At 69.3% G+C, this 20,413-nt stretch carries 17 protein-coding genes; 9 read left to right on the top strand and 8 right to left on the bottom strand.

Annotated elements, in window-relative coordinates:
• Positions 1–74: 74 nt before the first annotated feature.
• The gene (locus OZ403_RS20620) at positions 75–920 is read left to right on the top strand and encodes a LysM peptidoglycan-binding domain-containing protein (RefSeq protein WP_237077259.1); all 846 of its coding nucleotides are present in this window, start codon (positions 75–77) and stop codon (positions 918–920) included.
• 85 nt (positions 921–1,005) lie between these two features.
• On the opposite strand, the gene lon is transcribed toward OZ403_RS20620, so the two are convergent.
• Positions 1,006–3,489, bottom strand: a complete 2,484-nt coding sequence (gene lon / locus OZ403_RS20615; protein ID WP_140792245.1) for an endopeptidase La — start codon at positions 3,487–3,489, stop codon at positions 1,006–1,008.
• A 236-nt stretch (positions 3,490–3,725) separates the two neighbouring features.
• Between lon and OZ403_RS20610 the strand changes: the two genes are divergently transcribed.
• The 4 genes from OZ403_RS20610 (at position 3,726) to OZ403_RS20595 (ending at position 8,057) form a co-directional block, all read left to right on the top strand.
• Complete coding sequence (locus OZ403_RS20610; RefSeq protein WP_174259305.1) at positions 3,726–4,940, top strand: vWA domain-containing protein; 1,215 nt, start codon at positions 3,726–3,728, stop codon at positions 4,938–4,940.
• A 141-nt stretch (positions 4,941–5,081) separates the two neighbouring features.
• Positions 5,082–5,954, top strand: a complete 873-nt coding sequence (locus OZ403_RS20605) for an ImuA family protein (RefSeq protein ID WP_140798611.1) — start codon at positions 5,082–5,084, stop codon at positions 5,952–5,954.
• A gap of 8 nt (positions 5,955–5,962) precedes the next feature.
• Positions 5,963–7,474 (top strand): Y-family DNA polymerase, encoded by a 1,512-nt coding sequence (locus OZ403_RS20600; protein ID WP_140798610.1) that lies wholly within the window; start codon positions 5,963–5,965, stop codon positions 7,472–7,474.
• Positions 7,475–7,526: 52 nt separating this feature from the next.
• Positions 7,527–8,057 (top strand): hypothetical protein, encoded by a 531-nt coding sequence (locus OZ403_RS20595; protein WP_237079700.1) that lies wholly within the window; start codon positions 7,527–7,529, stop codon positions 8,055–8,057.
• Between the two features lie 19 nt (positions 8,058–8,076).
• On the opposite strand, the gene OZ403_RS20590 is transcribed toward OZ403_RS20595, so the two are convergent.
• Positions 8,077–8,607, bottom strand: a complete 531-nt coding sequence (locus OZ403_RS20590; protein WP_171410408.1) for an FHA domain-containing protein — start codon at positions 8,605–8,607, stop codon at positions 8,077–8,079.
• Positions 8,608–8,707: 100 nt separating this feature from the next.
• Between OZ403_RS20590 and OZ403_RS20585 the strand changes: the two genes are divergently transcribed.
• The gene (locus OZ403_RS20585; protein WP_140798608.1) at positions 8,708–9,682 is read left to right on the top strand and encodes an NAD-dependent epimerase/dehydratase family protein; all 975 of its coding nucleotides are present in this window, start codon (positions 8,708–8,710) and stop codon (positions 9,680–9,682) included.
• Positions 9,683–9,745: 63 nt separating this feature from the next.
• On the opposite strand, the gene OZ403_RS20580 is transcribed toward OZ403_RS20585, so the two are convergent.
• Positions 9,746–11,248 carry an ATP-binding cassette domain-containing protein gene (locus OZ403_RS20580; protein ID WP_268781524.1) on the bottom strand — a complete coding sequence of 501 codons (1,503 nt, stop codon included), beginning with the start codon at positions 11,246–11,248 and terminating at the stop codon, positions 9,746–9,748.
• 239 nt (positions 11,249–11,487) lie between these two features.
• Positions 11,488–11,862, bottom strand: coding sequence for a hypothetical protein (locus OZ403_RS20575; RefSeq protein ID WP_237077257.1), 375 nt, complete (start codon positions 11,860–11,862; stop codon positions 11,488–11,490).
• Positions 11,863–12,059: 197 nt separating this feature from the next.
• Between OZ403_RS20575 and OZ403_RS20570 the strand changes: the two genes are divergently transcribed.
• Positions 12,060–12,509 carry a phytanoyl-CoA dioxygenase family protein gene (locus tag OZ403_RS20570; protein ID WP_268781523.1) on the top strand — a complete coding sequence of 150 codons (450 nt, stop codon included), beginning with the start codon at positions 12,060–12,062 and terminating at the stop codon, positions 12,507–12,509.
• Between the two features lie 92 nt (positions 12,510–12,601).
• Here OZ403_RS20570 and OZ403_RS20565 read toward each other — a convergent pair whose 3' ends face one another.
• Both OZ403_RS20565 and OZ403_RS20560 read right to left on the bottom strand, forming a co-directional pair.
• A complete protein-coding gene (locus OZ403_RS20565) occupies positions 12,602–13,708 on the bottom strand; it encodes an SPFH domain-containing protein (protein WP_268781522.1) in 1,107 nt (368 codons plus the stop codon).
• 5 nt (positions 13,709–13,713) lie between these two features.
• Positions 13,714–14,196: an NfeD family protein gene (locus OZ403_RS20560; protein ID WP_140792223.1), complete on the bottom strand. Its 483-nt coding sequence runs from the start codon at positions 14,194–14,196 to the stop codon at positions 13,714–13,716.
• Positions 14,197–14,569: 373 nt separating this feature from the next.
• On the opposite strand from OZ403_RS20560, the gene OZ403_RS20555 reads away from it, so the two are divergent.
• Positions 14,570–17,614, top strand: a complete 3,045-nt coding sequence (locus tag OZ403_RS20555) for an error-prone DNA polymerase (RefSeq protein ID WP_268781521.1) — start codon at positions 14,570–14,572, stop codon at positions 17,612–17,614.
• A 26-nt stretch (positions 17,615–17,640) separates the two neighbouring features.
• Positions 17,641–18,375 carry a DUF4336 domain-containing protein gene (locus OZ403_RS20550; protein ID WP_237080519.1) on the top strand — a complete coding sequence of 245 codons (735 nt, stop codon included), beginning with the start codon at positions 17,641–17,643 and terminating at the stop codon, positions 18,373–18,375.
• 31 nt (positions 18,376–18,406) lie between these two features.
• On the opposite strand, the gene OZ403_RS20545 is transcribed toward OZ403_RS20550, so the two are convergent.
• Entirely contained in the window at positions 18,407–19,456 is a 1,050-nt protein-coding gene (locus tag OZ403_RS20545; RefSeq protein ID WP_268781520.1) for a GNAT family N-acetyltransferase, read from the bottom strand.
• On the bottom strand, positions 19,449–20,207 hold the full coding sequence (locus OZ403_RS20540) for a hypothetical protein (RefSeq protein WP_140792215.1): 759 nt from the start codon (positions 20,205–20,207) through the stop codon (positions 19,449–19,451). The genes OZ403_RS20545 and OZ403_RS20540 overlap by 8 nt, the downstream gene beginning before the upstream one ends.
• Positions 20,208–20,413 lie beyond the last annotated feature (206 nt).

Here is a 20,413-nt window from a genome sequence, read left to right as displayed (position 1 = left end):
TCGCGCTTCATGAGGGTCTGCCCACTGGGTACGCGTTCGTGATGCCTGCCGGGGGCTGGGCGCTGGAACGGCGCTTGCGCCAGCTCGCGCAGGATGCGTCCAATCAGCGCACGCTCCAGTCCCTGGTCTACGCGCATGGACACCGCAGTGGGGTGCGCGCACCGCTGCCGGTGGATGAAGTGGTGCGGCAAGCCGCGCTTCTTCTGGACGCGGGAGTCCTCCGGCTGGCGCAGGCTCCTCCGCGTGAATCCTCCGTTCCGCCGCCATTCTCCGTTCCGCGGACAGAACGCGTGTCTGCGCCGGTGGAGGAGCCGGTCTGGCTGCGGCTTCAGGTGGTGGACGACGTCACCGATGTGCCCATTGCCGGCGTCCAGTTACGCATCCAACTCGACGACCGGTCCGAGCAGCAGGCTCGGACGGATTCTGAGGGCCGCATCGACCTGAGGGACGTTCCCAAGGGGAATGCCCACGTCCTGTCCGTCCTCAAGGGCGCCACCCTGGATAACACCCTCGCGCTGGTACGGACGGGAGGGCCGTGGTCCCAGCAGAAACTCGCGAAGAGCGGCCAGAGGGCGAGGGTGGCCAGCGCGCCGCGTTTCCTCGCACGAGTCACCCAGCACCGGGTCATTGACGGAGAGACGCTGGAGAGCGTGGCGGAGATGTATGGCCTCACGGTGGAGGAACTCACCCGCTTCAACTGGGACACCACGGATGCGGCGGACATCGAGCGGCACCTCATCCTCGACGTGGGCTGCACGCGTAAGGGCTCGCGTGGGCAGTACGTCTTCACCCGAGAGGACGACCCCGGCATCCTCTACGTTCCCCGTCCAGAGGCCGTCCCCCGGCTGCCTGTGGAGCACAGTCACATCCTGCGGGTGAAGCGCGTCCCGGAGCCGCGTCACTTCCTGTTCTCGCTCTGAGCGCCACCAGTCCCGCAAAGACAACGGGCAGGTTCCCAGAAGGGAACCTGCCCGTGTCACTTCCTATGGGCTGGAAGGCCGTGCGCTAGGCGCGGACCTCAGGGGCGGACTCGGCCGGCTTCGGCAGCGGAGCCTCCTTGCCCGGCTCGCCGCCCGGGGTGCCCGCCACGCCGAAGGGAGGCGTCTCCAGCGCCGCCTTCAGGACGTCGTCCATGTGGGTGACGAAGATGAACTCCAGCTCGTTGCGCGCCTGATCCGGCACGTCGATCAGGTCCTTGCGGCACCGCTCGGGCAGGATGACCCGCTTGATGCCCGCCCGGTGCGCCGCCAGCACCTTCTCCTTGATGCCACCCACCGGCAGCACCAGGCCACGCAGCGTGGCCTCGCCCGTCATCGCCGTGTCGTGACGCACGCGGATGCCCGTCAGGAGGCTGGTGAGCGCCGTCAGGATGGTGACGCCCGCGGAAGGCCCGTCCTTCGGAATGGAGCCCGCCGGGAAGTGCAGGTGCAGGTCCGTCTTCTCCAGGAAGTTCGGGCTGATGCCGAGCTGCTCGGCCTTGCTGCGCAGGTAGCTCAGCGCCGCCGTGGCGCTCTCCTTCATCACGTCGCCCAGCTGGCCGGTGAGCGTCATGCCGCCCTTGCCCGCCATCTTCGTCGCCTCGATGAAGAGCAGGTCGCCACCCGCCGCCGTCCAGGCCAGGCCCGTGGCCACACCCGGAACCTCGGTGCGCTCGGCGACCTCGGAGTAGAACATCTCGGGCCCGAGGATCTCCTTCACCCGGTCCGCGTTGATGGTCTGCTTCTCCGTCTTCCCGCCGGCCACCTCCACCGCCACCGCGCGGCAGATGTCCGCGATGCGGCGCTCCAGGTTACGCACACCGGCCTCGCGCGTGTACGCGGTGGTCAGCGTGAGCAGCGCCTCGTCGGTGATGTCGATGTGGTCCGGGCTCAGCCCGTGCTCCTTGAGCTGCTTGGGCACCAGGTGGATGCGGGCGATGCTCTGCTTCTCCTCGAAGGTGTAGCCCGTCAGCTCGATGATCTCCATGCGGTCACGCAGCGGACCGGGGATGGGGTCGAGCTGGTTCGCCGTGGCGACGAACATCACCTTGGACAAATCGAAGGGCACGTCGAGGTAGTGGTCGCTGAACGTGTTGTTCTGCTCCGGATCCAGCACCTCGAGGAGCGCCGCGCTCGGGTCGCCACGGAAGTCGGCGCCGAGCTTGTCAATTTCGTCCAGCATCATGACCGGGTTCTTCGTGCCGGCCTTCTTCATGCTCTGGATGAAGCGGCCGGGGAGGGCGCCCACGTAGGTGCGGCGGTGGCCGCGGATCTCCGCCTCGTCGCGCACGCCGCCCAGCGACAGGCGCACGAACTTGCGGCCCGTGGCCTTGGCCACGCTCTGGCCCAGCGACGTCTTACCGACGCCCGGCGGACCGACGAGGCACAGGATGGGGCCACGCATGTCGTTCTTCAGCTTGCGGACGGCCAGGTACTCCAGGATGCGCTTCTTCACCTTCTTGATGCCGAAGTGATCCTTGTCCAGCTGCTGGCGTGCGTTCTCGATGTCGAGGTTGTCCTCGGACATCTTCGCCCACGGCAGGTCGGCGATCCAATCCAGGTAGGTGCGCGCGACGGTGTACTCGCTGGAGGCCGCCGGAATCGTCTTCAGGCGGTTGAGCTCCTTGTTGGCGACCTTCTCCACGTCGGGCGGCAGGCCGGCCTTCTTCAGGCGCTCCTGCAGCTCGTCGAGCTCCTCTTCCTCCTCGCCCATCTCCCCCAGCTCTTCCTTGATGGCCTTGAGCTGCTGGCGCAGGTAGTACTCGCGCTGGGTCTTCGACATCTCGCCCTTCACGGCGGAGTCGATCTTGTTGGAGAGCTTGAGGATCTCCCGCTTCCGGTTGAGCAGCTCCAGCACGAGCTTCATCCGGGCCTTGAGGTCCACCGTCTCCAGGACGGCCTGCTTCTCCTCGATGGGCACGTCCACGTTGGCGGCGATCAGGTCCGCCAGGTGGCCGGGGTGGGTGATGCTCTCCACCAGCTCGGTGGCGGCGGCGGGCAGCTCGGGCATCAGCTCGATGACCTCGCGCGCCAGCTTCTTGAGGTTGATGCCCAGCGCCTCGACTTCCACGTTCTCCGAAGAGGTCTTGTCCTCCACGGCGTCCACGCGGGCCTTGAGGTAGGGCGCTTCCTGGACCAGCTCCACCACGCGGAAGCGGGCGAGCCCCTGCACCACGAGCGAGTAGTTGTCCTCGCCCATCTTCAGGAGCTTCACGATGCGGGCGACCGTCCCCATGGTGTAGAGGTCGGCGGCACCCGGATCTTCTTCTTCGGCGCGGCGCTGGGTGACGACACCGATGACCTGGTCGTCACGCACGGCGTCCTTGATCAGGGCGATGGTCTTCTGGCGGCCGACCGCCAGCGGAAGCACCCCGCCCGGGAAGAAGACACTGTTGCGCAGGGGGAGGATGGGAAGCACCTGCGGGATGTCTTCCTTGTTGATGAGCCCCGGAGGGGCCATCGCGGTGGGCATAGCGCTCGCAGCGGTGCCCTTCTTCTTCTCATCGGACATGAAGTTCAGCCTTTTCCCTTCGACAACCAGTGAACATTTCCAGGTTTTCTGCGGCGGATGAACCAACGTAACAACCAAAACGGACATGGCAAACGCAGTGTGCGTTTTTCCGCCCCCCGTCATCTCTCCCGGGTTCCTCGGAAGTCTCGCGTCCGGACGTAGGGTGGGGCATGATCGCCCCCCTAGCATCTGACGCGGCGCCCCGCCGGGGTGCGCAGCTCTTCGAGAGGCCCCCCATGAAGCTCCGACCCTTCGCCCACCTGCTCCTGCTGCCGTCCCTCTTGTGGACGTCATGCCGGTCGCCCGTCGACGAACCGGGCTCCAATCTGCCCGGGAAGTGCGAGAGCGAGTCCCCCGTCATCGCGCCGCAGAAGACGGACATCCTCTTCGTCATCGACAACTCCGGCTCCATGGAGGAGGAGCAGAACGCCATCGCCACCGAGCTGCCCGCCTTCCTGGAGGCGCTCAAGGAGGGCAGCGGCGTCTCGCAGGACTTCCGGGTGGGCGTGATCACCACGTCCGTGTACCGGCTGGCCATGTTCCAGGGGCAGGAGCAGTACCGCGAGTACACCAGGGAGTCTGGCCGGTTGCAGCGCGTGCCGGACGCGGCGGGCAACCCCACCGACGAGCGCTTCATCGACGGCACGGATCCGTACGTGCTGGAGAAGTTCCGCCGGCTGGTGATCCGGGGGACGGATGGCAGCGGGCAGGAGACGCCCTTCGAGGCGGTCCGGCTGGCCGTGACGGAGCCGCTGGTGTCGACGCCGGGGGCGGAGAACGGCAACGCCGGGTTCCTGCGCGACGGCGCGCGGCTGCTGGTGGCGGTGGTCACCGACGAGGAAGACTGCAGCACCATCCAGCGCCCTCCTCCGGTGTGGGTGTCCGACGACACGTCCATCGACAACTGCAGTGAGCAGTCCCATCTGCTGACGCCGGTGGAGGAGTACTTCGCCACGTTCCAGCAACTCCGGGATTCAACGGGGGCCTCGCGTCAGGTGCTCTGGGCCACGATTGGGCCGGTGGCGCTGTCCGACAAGCGGGCGGAGCTGATCCGCGACGTGACGCCCGACGGCACCTTCGTGCGCAACGTCGACTGCCCGACCTCCTACGGTCCCGGCCACCGGCAGCGCGCCATGGCGGAGGCGTTCGACCAGGGGCTCGACAACCTCGATTCCATCTGCCGGGACAACTACCGCGACACCCTGCTGCGCATCGCGGAGCTGGCCACGGTGGCGCAGAGCATCGAAGTGGTGAACCTGCCCGACCCCCGGCTGGTCCAGGTGGAGCTGACGCGCGCCAATGACGAGGTGGAGCGGTGCTCGGTGGCCGCGGGCGACCTGCGCTACGAGGCCTCCACGGAGGCGTACCCGGCCCGCCTGTTCTTCCAGTCGAGCTGCCTGCGCCGCGCGGACGACAAGAAGGTGGAGGTGAAGGTCCTCTGCGCCGGCTGATGCCCGGGTGAACCCGCGCCAGCGGGTCTGATCCACGCACCCACCGCCATGCGTCCCATGAAGGCGCATGTCAGACCTCTGAGGATAGTGGACGACCGCCCCGCCGGTCGTCCGGTCCGGAGGGGCTGGCGAGGAGGCGAGATGAGCGCGGCGGAGCAGCGAGTGGGAGCGGGGCAGGGAACGGGCTCGGTCATGGAGCAGCTTCGGGAGCGGATCCGCCAGTTGCAGGCGGCGCCCCGGCGCTACCTGGCGGTGCTCCGCACGGGCCTGTCGGCGGTGGACGCCCTGCTGCCGACGGGGGGCCTGCCACTGGGGCAGGTGGTGGAGTTGTGCGGTGAGGCGGCCTCGGGGCGCACCAGCCTGGCGCTGCACGCGGTGGCCGCGGCGCACCAGGAGGCGCGGCTGTGCGCCTGGGTGGATGGCCCCCGGGAGCTCTACTCGCCCTCGGCCGCGGCCCTGGGGGTGGACCTGGAGCGGCTGCTCATCGTCCGGCCCCAGGCTCCTGAGCAGCGCGTCTGGGCGGCGGTGCAGCTGGCCCGGAGCGGGGCCTTCGCCTGCGTGGTGCTGGACCTGACGCGCGGCGTGAATCCCGGCGGGCGCGCGTGCCGGGTGGCCCTGGCGGAGGCGCGCAAGCTGGCGGACGCGGCGGCGCGCGGCGGCGGGCTGCTCCTGCTGCTTACTTCGCCAGAGTCCCCAGCGGACGGCGTGGTCCGGCTGCGGACGGAGGCCCGGGACGGAGACGGCTGGTCGGTGGAGGTGGTGCGCAGCCGGCAGGGGGGCACGGGCGCTCGGGCGGAGCTGCCGTGGAGCGCGCTGTACCCGGCGCTAGGGCTGGAGGGAGGCGGCCGGTTGCTGGACGTGGCCGAGGACACGGAGGACGACACGCCGGACTTCCTGCGAGATCAGTCCGGGGCGCTGCGCAACGGGCTGGGCATCCTGGGCCAGCGTCCCGGCCGTGACGCGCCCATGCCGCCCATGCGGCAGGGACTGGACGCGGCCCTGCCGGCGCACTGAGGCACGACATGCGCAGGGCCTATCTGCACCTCACCCGCTTCCCGGCGCAGCGCCGGGTGGTGGAGTCCCCGGAACTTGCGGGCCGTCCCTTCGCGCTGGTGGAGGCGGTGCGTGGCCAGCGCCGCGTGGCCTTCGCCTCCACCTCGGCGCTGAAGGCGGGGGTACGCCCGGGGATGACGCTGACGGCGGCCACCGCGCTGGAGCCAGGGCTGCGGCACTTCGACTACCGCCCGGAGGACGAACTGCGCGCGCTGACGGCGCTGGGCGAGGCGCTGCTGCCACTGGCCCCGGGTTTCCAGCTCTGCGCACCGGATGGATTGTGGTTGGACGCGGGGGCCGCGCACCTGTGCGACAGTGAGGAAGGCCTGGGCACGCGGATGCTGTCGCTGTGCGCCGAGCTGGGTTACCGGGCGCACGTGGTGGTGGCCTCGGAGGCCTTCACCTCGCGCGCGGTGGCCCGGCATGGCGCGCGCCGGGTGGAGGTGGTGGCTCCGGGGGACAGTGCTCGGGCCCTGGCGCCGTTGCCGCTGTCCGCGTTGGAAGGCCGCGAGGGGGCGGCGTTCTCCGCGCTGGGCCTCACCACGCTGGGCGAGGTGGCGGCGCTGCCCGCGGGGGCCGTGGCGGCCCGGGGCGGCGCGGCTGGCGCACGGGTTCATGCGCGGTGCCGCGGAGAGGACGACACGCCCTTCGTCCCCGCGGCGCTGGAAGAGGTGTTGGAGGAGCGCGTGGTGCTGGACTTCCCGGCCGAGTCCTTCGAGCCGCTGCGCTTCGCGCTCAAGACGCTGACGGACCGGCTGGGGGCACGGTTGTCCGGGCGGTGCCGGGCGGCGGTGCGGCTCACCTTCACGCTGAAGTTGGACCCCTCGGGGCAACGGCAGGTGACGCTGACGCTGGCGCGGCCCACGGCGCGGGCGAAGCTGTTGCACGAGTTGGCGCGGCACCGGCTGGAGGAGCTGCGGCTGGAGAACCCGGTGGCGGAGGTGTCCGCTCGGGTGGACGAGCACTCCGAGGACGGAGGACAGCAGCTCGCGCTGGGGGACGCGCCGGAGGGCGACGCGGCGCTGGAAGTCGTGCTGTCGCGGCTGGCGTCCACGTTGGGGGAGGCGTCGCTCTTCGCGGCGGGCCTGGAGGCGGTCCACCGGCCCGAGGCGGCCCATGGAACACGGGCCTTCCGGCCTCCGGAGGCGCGGCGGGGCCTGTCGGCGGAGCTGCTGGAGCCAGGAGCCCGGCGCGCCTCGGTGCAGGCGGCCTCACGGGAGCGTCCCTCCCGGTTACTGGCGGAGCCGGCGTGTCTGGACGCGGAAGTGGCGGAGTCCGGACGCTTGCTGGCCGCGCGCATGGGGGGCCGGCGGCACCGGGTGACGGCGCTCACGGGGCCGGAGCGGCTGGGCGGGGAGTGGTGGTCGGAGACGCCCTTTCAACGGGACTACTATCGGGTCCACTTCGAGGGGCTGGGCCCCGCCTGGGTGTTCCGCGACGGACGGGATGGACGTTTCTATCTCCAGGGACTGTTCGACTGAGGCCCGGCGGCCCAGCATAGTGGCCTCGTACCCGTCTCCCAGGTTCCCCGTCATGCGCGTCTTCCGTCCCGCGGCCGTCCTGCTTTGCCTCCTGCTCGCTTCGTGCGCTCCGCGTCAGGTCCGCCCGCCGGGGGCCCTGCGCAAGGTGGTGGTGGTGGTGGGCTCCCGGGTGGATGCGCTGCCGACCTTCACGTACCGGCAGGACATGATGGGAGAAGGCAACCCCCGTTCGGTGCTCGTCAGCCAGGCCCAGGCCACGCTGAGTGAGCGGGGCTTCGAGGTGGTGGGGACGCGCATCTCCCAGGCACCGTCACCCACCATCCACGAGGTGGTGGCGATGATCCAGGACAACGAGGCCGAGGCCGGAGTGGTGGTGGTGCTGAACTGGGTGGACGTGACGTCCGCCCAGCTGATGGGCCGCGCGGAGGTGCTGCTGGAGACGGGGGTGGTGGGACCCAACGGCAAGCTGCGGTGGAGCAACCCCACGCGCACCGTCTCCACGATTGGCATGTACCAGGCGCAGACGGACCTCCGCTCCTACCTGCGCAAGGCGGTGGTGGAGGCCATCCAGGCCATTCCATGAGCCCCGGGCTGGGGCCGGCTCAGGGGGCCTTCTTCGGGCTGGCCAGGCGCAGGTGTTCGTAGACGGTTTCGGCGCGAAGGTAGAGGAACTGGGCGTCGCCGAAGGCCAGGGTGTCCCCGTCGTGGAGCAGCACCTGGGCGCGGTAGCCCAGGGGGGCACCGTTGATGAAGGTGCCGTTCATGGACTCGGCGTCACGCACGGAGAAGCCACCGCGGGCGGCGTTCCAGCGCATCGTGGCGTGATGCTGGGAGACGGACGGGTCGGGCACCACCAGGTCGCACTCCTCGGTGCGGCCGACCGTCAGCTCCTCGCCGTCCACGGAGGGCTGGAGGAAGTGGACCTCCAGGTTGTCGAAGTCGCGGAGCATGGCGAGCAGCCGCTCGTCCATGTGCGCGCGGTGTGCCATGCCGACGGTGCGTGCCGCCAGGCCCCGGCTGTGCTGGCCGACGAGTTCCACGGGCTGCTGGATGAGGGCCACGGGGCCGGACGCGGCCCGGAACGCGTCCAGCGAGGCACCGGCGAAGGGGCGGAGCTGATTCACGGACACCATGAGGGCCTCCACCCTACGTGCAAGTGGCGGGGACGGGAAGCGCCGCGTCCACGTCTTCCGCCGTGGCGTGTTGGGGGTAGGCGTGGGAGCGTGGAGGTGGATGCGGGTACTCGTCACGGGAGCTGCGGGTTTCATTGCCCACCACGTCAGTGCACGGCTGCTGGCGCGCGGTGATGCCGTCATCGGCGTGGACAACCTGGACCCGTCCGGGGACGTGGCGTTGAAGCAGGCGCGGCTGGCGCGGCTCGGCACGCTGCCGGGGGCGACGGGCTTCACCTTCCGACCCGTGGACGTTACCGACAGCCCCTCGCTGCGAGCGCTCTTCGAGGAGACGCGCCCCGAGGCCGTAGTGCATCTGGCCGCGCGTGTGGGCGTGCGGGCGCCGGCGGGCACCGCGCAGGCGTACGTGGACGCCAACGTGTCGGGGTTCCTCCAGGTGCTGGAGCAGGCCAGCGCGGCCCGGGTGCGGCACCTGGTCTACGCGTCCTCCAGCTCCGTGTATGGCGCGGGCTCGGTGCCGCCGTTCCAGGAAGGCGCCGCGGCGGACCACCCGCTCAGCGTCTACGCGGCCACCAAGCGCGCCGATGAACTGCTGGCGCACGCGTACAGCCATCTGCACGGGCTCCCCACCAGTGGCCTGCGCTTCTTCACGGTGTACGGCCCCTGGGGACGACCCGACATGGCCCCACTGCGCTTTCTCCAGGCCCTGCGTGACGGCACCGAGCTGTCACTGCATGGCGAAGGCCGGATGCAGCGCGACTTCACGTACGTGGAGGACGTGGCCGAGGCCGTGGTGCGCGTGCTGGACCGGCCGCCCCCAGGGGCACCTCGCCATCGCGTCCTCAACGTGGGCCGGGGCGAGCCTGTCTCGGTGCGGGCCTTCCTCTCCGTCCTGGAGCGGCTCCTGGGCGCCCGGGCGCGGGTGAAGTCCACGCCCGCGCAGCCTGGGGAGATGGACGCGACCTGGGCGGACCCTGCCGCGCTGGAGCGGGAGACGGGATTCCGGCCGCGCGTCTCTGTGGAGGAGGGACTGACACGGCTGGTGGCGTGGTTCCACGAACAGTCGGGCACCTGAGGAAGAACAACGAGACGTGGCTGGGCGTCTTCAACGTGCCTTGAGGCGGGGCCTCTGTGCCGGCTACCCGGATGTCACCGTCACCTGGCCATGCTCCACGCGCCACACCTCGGAGGTGCAGGCCTGGGCGAAGGACGTGTCATGCGTGACGAGCATCAGCGCGCCGGGGTACTCCCGCAGTGCCGCCTCCAGCCGTTCGATGGACGGCAGGTCCAGGTGGTTGGTGGGCTCGTCCAGCACCAGGGCCCAGGCGTGTTGTCCCAGTCCCCGGGCGATGAGGAGCTTGCGCACCTCGCCGGGGGAGGGCTGCTCGGAGGCGAGCAGCCGCTCCGGGTCCACGCCGAGCGCCGCGACGAGTGACAGCACGCGTCCGCGTTCCTCGGGCGGCAGTGCGCGCACCGCGTCCAGCGTGGCCCGGGCCTCGTCCGCGCTGACGTCCTGGGGCAGGTAGAGCACGCGCTCCAGCGGAATGCGCGCGTTCTCCAGCAGTGCGCGCACCAGGGTGCTCTTGCCGGCGCCGTTGGGCCCTTCGATGCGCACACGGGCCTCGCGGCTCACGGAGAGATTCACGGGGCCCAGCAGCTTCACGTCACCGGCGCGGAGGCCGGGCACGTCCAGCGTGAAGAGCCACGGGTTCGGCGCGCGCACGTAGTCCAGGAAGACGGAGCGGCCCACCGTCTTGTCCGCGGTGAACTCGCCCACGGCCTCGCTGACGCGCTCCAACTCGCGTCGTGCGGTGCCCACGCGCCGCCCGGCCCCTGCCTCCGCCCAGCCGGCCACCACCTTGGCGCCCATGGAGCGGGCGTCGTTGTCGTGTTTGTTCTTCAGTCGCTTGCGGGTGTGCCGCGCGGCATCCGCGGACTGTTGTTCGCGCCGGGCCTGGTCCAGCAGATGCGCCGCGCGGCGTTGTTCGGCGCGGGCTTGCTGGTGGGTGGCGATTTCAGTCTCACGCTCGGCTTCCCAGTGCGCCCGCGCGGCGGTGTAGGCGCCGGGCCACAGCCGCGCGCTTCCGTGGTGGACGCGCAGCGTGGAGGTGGTGAGGGACTCCAGCAGGTCGCGGTCGTGTGACACCACGATGCCCAGGCCCCGGAAGCGGCGCAGCGCGGAGACCAGCCATGTGCGGGCCTCCGCATCCAGGTGGTTGGTGGGTTCGTCCAAGAGCAGCAAGTGGGGCTCCGCGGCCAGGGCGGCGCCCACCTGCCACCGCTTGCGCTCGCCCGGGGACAGCGTGGGCCAGCGCTCCAGCGCGGTGACGTCCAGGCCCAGCTGGCCGTGCAGTCGCCGCGCGACGGAGTCCCACGACTCCGCGAAGGCGGAGATGTCGGGCGTCAGCGCCTCCACCTCCTGCCGGCAGAGGCGGAGGGTGGGGGCGGAGGGTTCGAACTGAAGGTGTCCCTCGGTGGGCGTCAGCTCTCCCGCCAACAGCCGGAGCAGGGTGGACTTGCCGGCGCCATTGGCGCCCACGAGCCCCGTCCAGCCAGGGGACAGGTGGAAGTCGACTTCAGAGAGGACGGGAACGGCGTCGGAAAAGGCGAACGAAACGCGGTGCGCGCGCACGGAAGACATAAAGGAAGCTCCTGAATCCAGGGCGCAAGCCAGCCCGAAGGCGGCTCAGCGCGGGAACGTCAACGGACCTGGGAATTCAGCGAAGCGTCCTCAAGGGTGCGTCTGACCTCTCGTTGGGAGGGGGCGTCAATCCCTCCTGGGGATGGCTGCAATCTATGTCCAGACGCGCGCCGGAATGCAACCCCCGCCTTCATGCGGGCAGGGGGCACTCCTCCGGCAGTGCGTCCGGCTGTCGCGCATCAACCTGCCGCGGGCGCGGCGAAGTTCCCCATGCGGCGGGAGAGCCGCCACGCGCCGATGGACGCCAGCACGGCGCCCAGCATGGCAAGCAGCAAGGCGAGCGCCACGTTGTACAGCGCCTCGAAGGTGCCGATGAAGAGCACGCGCGGGCCCTGGTCCCACAGCGGGCCGCTATAGGCGTGCAGGAGGGAGAGGATGCCGGTGGCGAAGCCGAGCGTGCCGGCAATCAAGGTGCAGAGTCCCAGCGACAGCATCAACGGCACGTAGCGCGGCGCGGGCCGGCGCGCGTACTGGACGCAGGTGGCGATGAGTGCGATTCCCGCGAGCAACGTGGGGTACATCCCCCAGCCTCCTGCGATGAAGATGTTCTGCATGCTCTCCTCCGGTGGGTGTGTTCGGAGGCTCTGACATCCGGACAAATGGAAGGTTCCCGCGAAGCGGCGGCGCGTGTCGTCCCCACGGTGGAGCAGGTGACGGGACGCGCCGGGCGGACCTTCGCGTCCTGGGCCATCGAGCACGCCAGCGTGTTCCGTGCGGAGTTGAATCCCGAACCTGCACCCAGGAGACATCCATGGCGTTGCAGGAGCGCGAAGTCACGCAGTACCGGACCGATGGCTACCTGAAGGTTCCGCAGGTGCTCACTCCCGCGGAGGTCGCCGAGTTCCTCGAGGAGGCCACGGCGATGCTGCGCCGTCATGACACCCTCCAATGGCCCTCCGAAGCGGGGAGGGGCATGGATTGGGGCGCGGACGCGGAGCTCGAAAGCCGCCTCATGCGCCGCCTGGCGCTCCATCCCGAGGTGACGGCCATCGCGGAGCAGCTGGCCGGCCGGCCGTTGCGACTGTTCAAGTCGGAGCTCCTGCTCAAGGAGCAGGTGGGCTCGGCGCCCACGCCCGTGCACGTCGACGAAGGCGCATTCCCCATCAGCGGTGAGCTGGTGACGCTCACCGCCTGGGTGGCGCTGGTGGCTGTTCCCGCCGAGCGGGGTTGCATGACGTTCGCTGAGCGGGCCCCGTCCTGATTCGCCCCGATGCAGCGCGGGGACGAACGCGAGCCCTGCTCAGTGTCCCGCGAGAGGCGTCTTCCTCCCGCGGGGGCTGCCTACGCCTGGGCTCAGTCGTCCTGCGTGTCCAGGGCGGGCCGCTGGCGCCGAGGGGCCACGGCGGGCGTGCTGCCGGGGAGGGTGGCGTGCTCGGGGACCGCCGTGTTCCTGGCTATGGCCTGGGCGCTCAGGCCCGCGGCGGAGCGGGCCGGCGCCGGGGCGGGCCTGGTGGCATCCCCGGTCTGGGCGAAGACCTCCTTGAGCGTGGCGACGGCGCCCAGCGTGGCGGTGGCCTCGTAGGGGACGAATATCTTGTTGTCGCCCTTGCCCAGCTCCTGGAGGGTCTCCATGTAGCGCAGCGCGAGCACCTCGGGGGTGGCGCGGCCGGTGTGGATGGCCTCGAAGACGAGCCGGGTGGCCTCGGCCTTGCCTTCGGCCTGCAGCATGGTGGCGCGCTTGTGGCCTTCGGCGCGGGCAACCTCGGCGTCGCGTTCGGCCTCGGCGCGGAGGATGCGGGAGATCTTCTCGCCCTCGGCCTGGAGGATGGCGGCGGCCTTGTCGCCCTCGGCCTTGGTGACCTCGGCGCGGCGCTCACGCTCGGCGGTCATCTGCTTGGCCATGGCGGCCTTGATGGCCTGGGGCGGCTCGATTTCGCGCAGCTCCACGCGCGTCACCTTGACGCCCCACTTCTCGGTGGCCTCGTCCAGCACGATGCGCAGCTTGGTGTTGACCGTCTCACGGCTGGTGAGCGTCTGGTCCAGTGTCAGCCCGCCCATGATGTTGCGCAGGTTCGTCATCGTGAGCTGCTCGATGGCGAGCGCGAGGTTCTCCACCTGATAGAGCGCCTTCGCGGGCTCGACGATCTGGTAGTAGATGACCGAGCCGACCTCCATGTTGACGTTGTCGTGGGTGATGACCTGGACGGTGTCGAAGCCCATGACCTGCTCACGCAGGTCCACGAGGTTGCTGCGCATGAAGCGGTTGCCCGTGCGCATCTCGATGGCGCGGGGGGCATCCACGAAGGGGACGAGGTAGTTGAGGCCGCTGCTGGCGGTCTTGTAGAACTTGCCCAGTCGCTCCACGACCATGACCTTGGCCTGCGGAACGATGCGGATACCGGTGGCGGCGATGCCCACCAGGATGACCGCGAAGATGCCGAAAATCGTCACGATTTCCATCCCGCCTACTCCTTCCTCGGGTCCCCCGAGGGAACCGGCAACGACGCCGTCGGTCGGCGCACCCAGAGTTTGAGACCTTCCACCTGCTCCACGGTGACGAGTTCGCCTTCGGGCACCGGGCCCGACAGGGAGCGCGCCGTCCACAGTTCGCCATTGATGCGCACCGTGCCCCCGAGCGGGTCGCCCAGGGTCTCCACCACCACCGCCTCCTGGCCAAGCATGGCCTCGATACCTGTCTTCAAATGCGTGGCGTCGCGCATGAAAACGCTTTTGAAGAGGGTGCGGGAGGCCGCGAACAGGGCGACGGAGACGGCGGTGAACAGGTAGAGCTGGCCGTTGAGGCCCAGGCCCAATGCCGCCCCGATCGAGGAGGCCAGCGCCCCCACGGCGAGCCAGAGGACCATGAAGCTGGTGAGCTGCATCTCCAGCGCTCCCAGAAGGAGCGCCGCGATCAGCCAGAGCTGCCACGCGGTGGGAGTGAGGTCCATGAAGACATGTTTGGCAGTCGGATCGGCATCCTGTCAAACGGCGGCGGCGCGAACTTCAAACATCACAGCTCAGGCTTTTGGGTGGAGCGCAGGTCGCTTAATTCCCTGAGAATTGCCCGGCCTCGCGGGTGTGCAGGACTTGCTGAGCGGATGCGACATTTACAAATCTCGTAACAAGGCTGAGGCAGCGCCTGATGAGTTTGCCAGGCCTGGTTGGGTGCCCTGAAGGAGGGGGCCGCCCACTCTGTCCGGCAAGCAGCAGTCTCCACCCCGTACGGATCGCCCTCATCCGCGTCAACCCATGAAGTCGCTTGCCCGCACCGCGAAGATCCAATCTAGCGCCTGAACGCCTGTTCGGTATCTAGATCCGGGCGTGGACTACGCCGAGCTGGTCTGCCGCTCCAACTTTTCGTTCCTTCGCGGGGCCTCGCATCCGGAAGAGCTGGTGGCCACGGCCGCGAGGCTCGGGCTGGGTGCGCTCGCGCTGACGGACGCGGATGGCCTGTACGGCGTGGTGAAGGCGCACCTGGCCGCGAAGGAGCACGGGGTGCGGCTCATCCTGGGCGCCGAGCTGACGCTGGAGGACGGCCCGCCGGTGGTGGTGTACGCGGCGGATGGGACGGGGTACTCGAACCTGTGCGCCCTGGTGTCCCAGAGCCGGATGACCCACCCCAAGGGCGAGGCCGGGCTGCCGTGGCGCGCGGTGGCGGACCGGTCCGCGGGGCTGCTCGCGCTCCTGCCCGAGCCCGCGCCCTTCGAGCAGGTCGCTTCACTGGCGGAGGCCTTCCCGGAGCGCTTCCACGTCGGCATCTGCCGGACCCTGTCCGCGGGGGACGCGGAGCGCGAGGCCCGGGCGGAGCGGCTGGCGCTGGAACTCGGCGTGCCGCTGGTCGCGCACAACGACGTGCACACGCACCACCGCCGGCGGCAGGCCTTGCAGGACGTGCTGGTGTCCATCCGCCATGGGACGTCGGTGGACCGGGCGGGGACTCGGCTGTTGCCCAACGCGGAGCGGACGCTGAAGTCTCCACGGGACATGGCGCGCCTGTTCGCGGATCGGCCAGAGGCCCTGGCGCGCGCGGCGGAGCTGGCCTCGCGCTGCCACGCCTCATTGGATGATTTGCACTACCGCTTCCCGGAAGAGGACCTGCCCGAAGGCCGCACCTCGGACGCGCACCTGCGCGCGCTGACGTACGAAGGACTTCAGTTCCGCTATCCGGAAGGCGTGCCCCCGGCGGTGGTGAAGCAGATTGAACACGAGCTGAAGCTCATCGCCGCGTTGGACTTCGCCGGCTACTTCCTGGCGCTGTGGGACATCGTCCGCTTCGCCAGGGCCCAGGGGATTCTCTGCCAGGGGAGGGGAAGCGCGGCGAACTCGGCGGTCTGCTACGCGCTGCAAATCACCGCCATCGACCCGGTGCGGATGGGCCTGTTGTTCGAGCGCTTCCTGAGCATGGAGCGCAAGGAACCACCAGACATCGACGTGGACTTCGAGCACGAGCGCCGCGAGGAGGTCCTCCAGTACGTCTACGAGAAGCACGGGCGTCGGCACGCGGGCATGGTCTGCGAGGTCATCTGCTACCGGGGCCGGCTGGCGCTGCGTGAGACGGGCAAGGCGCTGGGCTTGTCGCTGGACCAGGTGGACCGGCTGTCGAAGGTGTCCGCGTCGAACGGCTTCGACGTGACGCCGGACGTGCTGCGCGAGGCGGGCCTGTCCGCGGAGGACGGCCGGGTCCAGAAGACGCTGGCGCTGGCTATGGAACTGGAGGGCTTCCCCCGGCACCTGTCCATCCACGTGGGCGGCTTCGTGATGACACGCGAGCCGCTGACGGAGCTGGTGCCAGTGGAGAACGCGGCGATGCCGGGCCGCACCGTCATCCAGTGGGAGAAGGACGACATCAACGCGGTGGGGCTGCTGAAGGTGGACCTGCTGGCGCTGGGCATGCTGACGGCGCTGTCGAAGTGCTTCGCGCTGATTCGCGAGCACCATGGGCGGGAGCTGTCCCTGGCGACGGTGCCAGCTGAGGACCCGAAGGTCTACGACATGCTGTGCGAGGCGGACACGGTGGGCGTGTTCCAGATTGAGAGCCGGGCACAGATGAACATGCTGCCCAGGCTTCGGCCGAGGACGTTCTACGACCTGGTGGTGGAGATCGCGCTCATCCGCCCGGGGCCCATCGTCGGCAACATGGTGCATCCCTTCCTGCGCCGGCGGAACGGCCAGGAGCAGGTGGAGTACCCGAGCGAGGCGGTGAAGGAGATTCTCGGCAAGACGCTGGGGGTGCCGCTCTTCCAGGAGCAGGCGATGAAGCTGGCCATGGTGGCGGCGGGCTTCACCGCGGGCGAGGCGGACGGACTGCGGCGGGTGCTGAGCCACAAGCGCGCCGAATCCATGCTGCTGCAATACCGGGGGCGCTTCGTGGAGGGCTGCGTGTCGCGGGGGTACACACGCAAACAAGCCGAGGAGTGGTTCGACAACTTCCGGGGCTTCGCGCACTACGGCTTCCCGGAGAGCCATTCAGCGAGCTTCGCGTTGATTGCGTATGCGTCCAGCTGGCTGAAGTGTCACTACCCGGCGGCCTTCACGGCGGCGCTGTTGAACTCGCAGCCCATGGGCTTCTATGCGCCGCACACGTTGGTGGCGGACGCGCAGCGGCATGGCGTGGAGGTGCGGCCGGTGGACGTGCGGCACTCGAGCTGGGACTGCACGTTGGAGGAGGGCGGGGCCGCATTGCGGCTGGGGCTCCGGATGGTGAAGGGTCTGGGCGAGTCCGCGGGGCGGCGCGTGGCGACGGCGAAGCGCGAGGGCTTCCGCGACGTGGGCGACCTGGCGCGGTGGTCGCGGGCGCCCCGGCACGAGCTGACGCGGTTGGCCTTGGCGGGCGCCCTGTCGTCGCTGTGCGGCTCCCGGCGTCAGGCGCTGTGGGAGCTCCAGGCGCTGGGGCCGCTGGACTCGGATGACCTGTTCTTCGGCATGGCCATGGACGGCACGGCGGTGGAGCTTCCGTCCATGGACGTGCTGGAGCGGGTCTGCGCGGACTACGACACGGTGGGGCTGTCGCTGGAGAAGCACCCACTGGAGCTGCTGCGCCCGGTGCTGAAGCAGCAGGGCGCGGTGACGGCGGAGGGACTGAAGAAGGTGGCCCACGGGCGGAGGGTGGCGGTGGGAGGCATGCTCATCTGCCGCCAGCGTCCGCCCACGGCCAAGGGCATCTGCTTCATCTCCCTGGAGGACGAAACGGGCATCGCGAACCTGGTGGTGCCTCCGGACGTGTACGAGCGGTGCCGCAAGGACATCCATGGCGCGCTCTTCCTGGTGGGAGAAGGCGTCCTGGAGCGCTCCGGCAAGGTGACGAACGTGAAGTCCAGTCGAGTGGCGTCATTGCATGGACAGCGGGGTACGCTGCCTGGGCGATGACTGCTGGCCTCGAATGGAACGATGGGGTGCGTCCCTATGTGCCGCTTTCCACCCTCAAGCCGGTCACGGACGGTGTCTGGTGGGTGGACGGGCCGGTGGCGAGGATGCGCGTGGGCCCCGTCTCCCTGCCGTTCCCGACGCGCATGGTCATCGCTCGCCTGGGTTCGGGAGGCTTGTGGCTCTGGTCGCCCACGGCACCAACGCCCGAGTTGTTCGAACAGGTCGACGCACTCGGCCCGGTGGAACATCTCGTCTCTCCGAACCGGTTCCACTACGCGGGCATTCCGGCCTGGAAGGCACGCTATCCGCGCGCGACGGCCTGGGCGTCTCCGGGCGTTCGCGAACGGGCGCGCTCCCAGCAGATTGACGTCCCATTCGATGCCGACCTCGACGACGCCGCGCCCTCGGCCTGGTCCACGGAGTTGGGCCAGCTCATCTTCCGGGGCAGCCGCTTCGTGGAAGAGGTGGTGTTCTTCCACGGTGCGTCCTCGACCTTGATTCTCGCGGACCTGGTCATGGCGTTGGAGCCCGAGCGTCTCCGGCCTCGCTTGAGATGGCTGCTGACGCTCGGCGGGACGATGTGGCCGGGGCAGACGCCACGCGAGGTGCGGGTGACGACCTGGGGCCGGACCGCGCAGGCGCGCGCCTGCTACCAGCAGATGATGGCATGGCAGCCTCGTCGGGTGCTCCTCGCGCACGGCCGCTGCTACCTCGATGAGGGTGTGGCTCCGCTCGAGCGCGCCTTCTCCTGGCTGCGCTGAAGCACAGGGCTTCAGCTTCGCGCGCGCTGCCTCAGCGCAGGTGCATGAACACCCGGGGAGAGGCGGGCAGCTCCACGTCGGGGGTGGTGAGCAGGCACGTCACCCGGGAGCCCCCGGGGAATGGCAACCACCCGGAGCGCAGCATCAGGTGCGTGGGCGTACACGGGCTGCGCAGCATCGCGGCGCAGTCGGCCCCTTGGGCCACCATGTCCTGCATGGCCACCCACAGCAGCCGCCGTTGCTCCGAAAAGGGCAGCCCGTCCTGGAAGGCGAGCAGGTCCACCAGTCCCGTCGTCAGGAGGCCTCGGGCCGTCATCTGGAGGGTGTAGTAGTTGACCATGCCTTGGATGACGCCGTCTCGCTCCAGGACGAAGGTGCGCGGGATGTCACGGAACTGGAGCTGGTGGGCCAGTCGCTCCGAGGTGTAGGCGTAGCCCAGGTTCACCGGCCGCATCATCTTCTGGACCAGGGCCATGCACTGCGGCAGGTCCCGGGGTTGGTAGGCCCGGATGCCGTCGGTGCGCGCCGCCAGGAAGCCCCGGTGGTGGAGCGGACGCGTGAGGGTGAGGAACGCGCGCTCGGTGGCGCTCAGCGACCAGCGGACCGCCTTCTCCGCGTTGAAGATGTGCAGCCACATGCCCAGGTCGTTGAGGTAGCGCGTGTGGCTCCGCCGGCCCCAGAAGCCCTGGCCCAGGGTGCCGTCGGCCACGCAGCTCAAGGTGAGCGCGGCGCCACGCTCGCGGTGGCGTGCCTGCATGGTGTCCGACAGCTTGATGCCAATCCCCTGGCCCCGGCTCTCGGGTGCCACGCTGACCCAACTCCCGTAGGTGCCATCCACCTGCCGCTGGCCGAGCTGGATCTTCGCCGGCTCTGCCAGGAAGGCTCCCACCAGCTTGCCCTTCGAATACGCCCCCAGCAGATAGTCCCGGTCCGCCAGGGGATTGCTGAAGAGCAGCCAGTCGAAGAAACGCTCGTCCCAGATCGTCAATCCCATCTTCGCGCCGTAGGTGCGCTGCCAGACGCTGTTGATGAACTGGGACGCTTCCTTCGCGTCGCCCTCGAAGGTGCGGACCTCAACCATGACGGGCCTCGGGCGCGGAGATGGGCATCGGTGCCGAGGTAGGAACGGAGACGGCGTTCATGTGCTCCAGGGTGGCGGCGGCCGGGTGCTGGCCAAAGAGATGCGTGTACAGCGCGCGCGTGGTGGGGATGAGGGCATTCCAGTCGGGGAGGTGGATCTTCTCCGGACCGACGAGCACCTTCGCGTAGATGGCCTCGTAGACGCGCTTCACCGTGTTGGGCGCGATGGCGTCCACATCGAACGCGGGCACCAGTCCCACCAGCTTGAAGCCGCGGTGCTCGGCGTTGCGCTGCGCCCGGGCCATCTTCAGGGTGGAGTAATAGAGGACGACCTCGGCGCCGATGTTGCGGCCCACCTGCTCCAGCAGGGAGATACCAAACTGGCCCAGGCCCAGGCCTCGCTGAGAGGGTTCAACGGCCCCCATCGCGGCGGACAACTGCAGGCCGCGAGCGTTCTTCTCCAGCGTCAGCAGCCCGATGATTTCCTGGGTGTCCCGATCCCTTCCCAGAATCGCATACACCGGCCGATCCGGAGACTCGCCCTGGATACAGACATACTGCTCATAGAAAGAGGGCTCCAGGTGCCGGCTCTCCGTGCCGACCCGGATGTCCGGGTACCACTTCCCCAGAAGCGCAGTGACCTGATCGACGGAGTCCCGCGAGAGCTGCTCGAGGCAGCAGTTCTCTGGTGGTCTGAGCCCCCCCATCATCTCGTCCAAGCTTCGCCATTGCATCGTGTGCATGGTGAGCATGATTCGAGATGATGGATGCATTTCGCAGCTGGTTTTTTCTGCTTTTTTACGAGTATGTCTTTGGCCGGTCAGGTCTCCCGTTGAAGCGTGATGTGTTACACAGGCGCCGCGTCTGGGAGTGGGCAGGTGAAGTGCGGGCTCAGCGTGAGGGGAGGGGCGTCGTCTGTGATCCGACGCCCGTATGCCTTCAAGGGCGCCTGCCCCGG

Origin of the sequence: Myxococcus sp. NMCA1 (genome assembly GCF_026810205.1) — a bacterium.
In the GTDB taxonomy this organism is placed as follows: Bacteria; Myxococcota; Myxococcia; order Myxococcales; family Myxococcaceae; genus Myxococcus; species Myxococcus xanthus_A.
This window is presented reverse-complemented; position numbering and strand designations above follow the sequence as displayed.

Bases quoted from the DNA above. Each gene is read 5' to 3' on its own strand.
- lon (WP_140792245.1), bottom strand. From the start codon at position 3,489: ATGTCCGATGAGAAGAAGAAGGGCACCGCTGCGAGCGCTATGCCCACC.
- OZ403_RS20610 (WP_174259305.1), top strand. From the start codon at position 3,726: ATGAAGCTCCGACCCTTCGCCCACCTGCTCCTGCTGCCGTCCCTCTTG.
- OZ403_RS20605 (WP_140798611.1), top strand. From the start codon at position 5,082: ATGAGCGCGGCGGAGCAGCGAGTGGGAGCGGGGCAGGGAACGGGCTCG.
- OZ403_RS20600 (WP_140798610.1), top strand. From the start codon at position 5,963: ATGCGCAGGGCCTATCTGCACCTCACCCGCTTCCCGGCGCAGCGCCGG.
- OZ403_RS20595 (WP_237079700.1), top strand. From the start codon at position 7,527: ATGCGCGTCTTCCGTCCCGCGGCCGTCCTGCTTTGCCTCCTGCTCGCT.
- OZ403_RS20590 (WP_171410408.1), bottom strand. From the start codon at position 8,607: ATGGTGTCCGTGAATCAGCTCCGCCCCTTCGCCGGTGCCTCGCTGGAC.
- OZ403_RS20585 (WP_140798608.1), top strand. From the start codon at position 8,708: ATGCGGGTACTCGTCACGGGAGCTGCGGGTTTCATTGCCCACCACGTC.
- OZ403_RS20580 (WP_268781524.1), bottom strand. From the start codon at position 11,248: ATGTCTTCCGTGCGCGCGCACCGCGTTTCGTTCGCCTTTTCCGACGCC.
- OZ403_RS20575 (WP_237077257.1), bottom strand. From the start codon at position 11,862: ATGCAGAACATCTTCATCGCAGGAGGCTGGGGGATGTACCCCACGTTG.
- OZ403_RS20570 (WP_268781523.1), top strand. From the start codon at position 12,060: ATGGCGTTGCAGGAGCGCGAAGTCACGCAGTACCGGACCGATGGCTAC.
- OZ403_RS20565 (WP_268781522.1), bottom strand. From the start codon at position 13,708: ATGGAAATCGTGACGATTTTCGGCATCTTCGCGGTCATCCTGGTGGGC.
- OZ403_RS20560 (WP_140792223.1), bottom strand. From the start codon at position 14,196: ATGGACCTCACTCCCACCGCGTGGCAGCTCTGGCTGATCGCGGCGCTC.
- OZ403_RS20545 (WP_268781520.1), bottom strand. From the start codon at position 19,456: ATGGTTGAGGTCCGCACCTTCGAGGGCGACGCGAAGGAAGCGTCCCAG.
- OZ403_RS20540 (WP_140792215.1), bottom strand. From the start codon at position 20,207: ATGCTCACCATGCACACGATGCAATGGCGAAGCTTGGACGAGATGATG.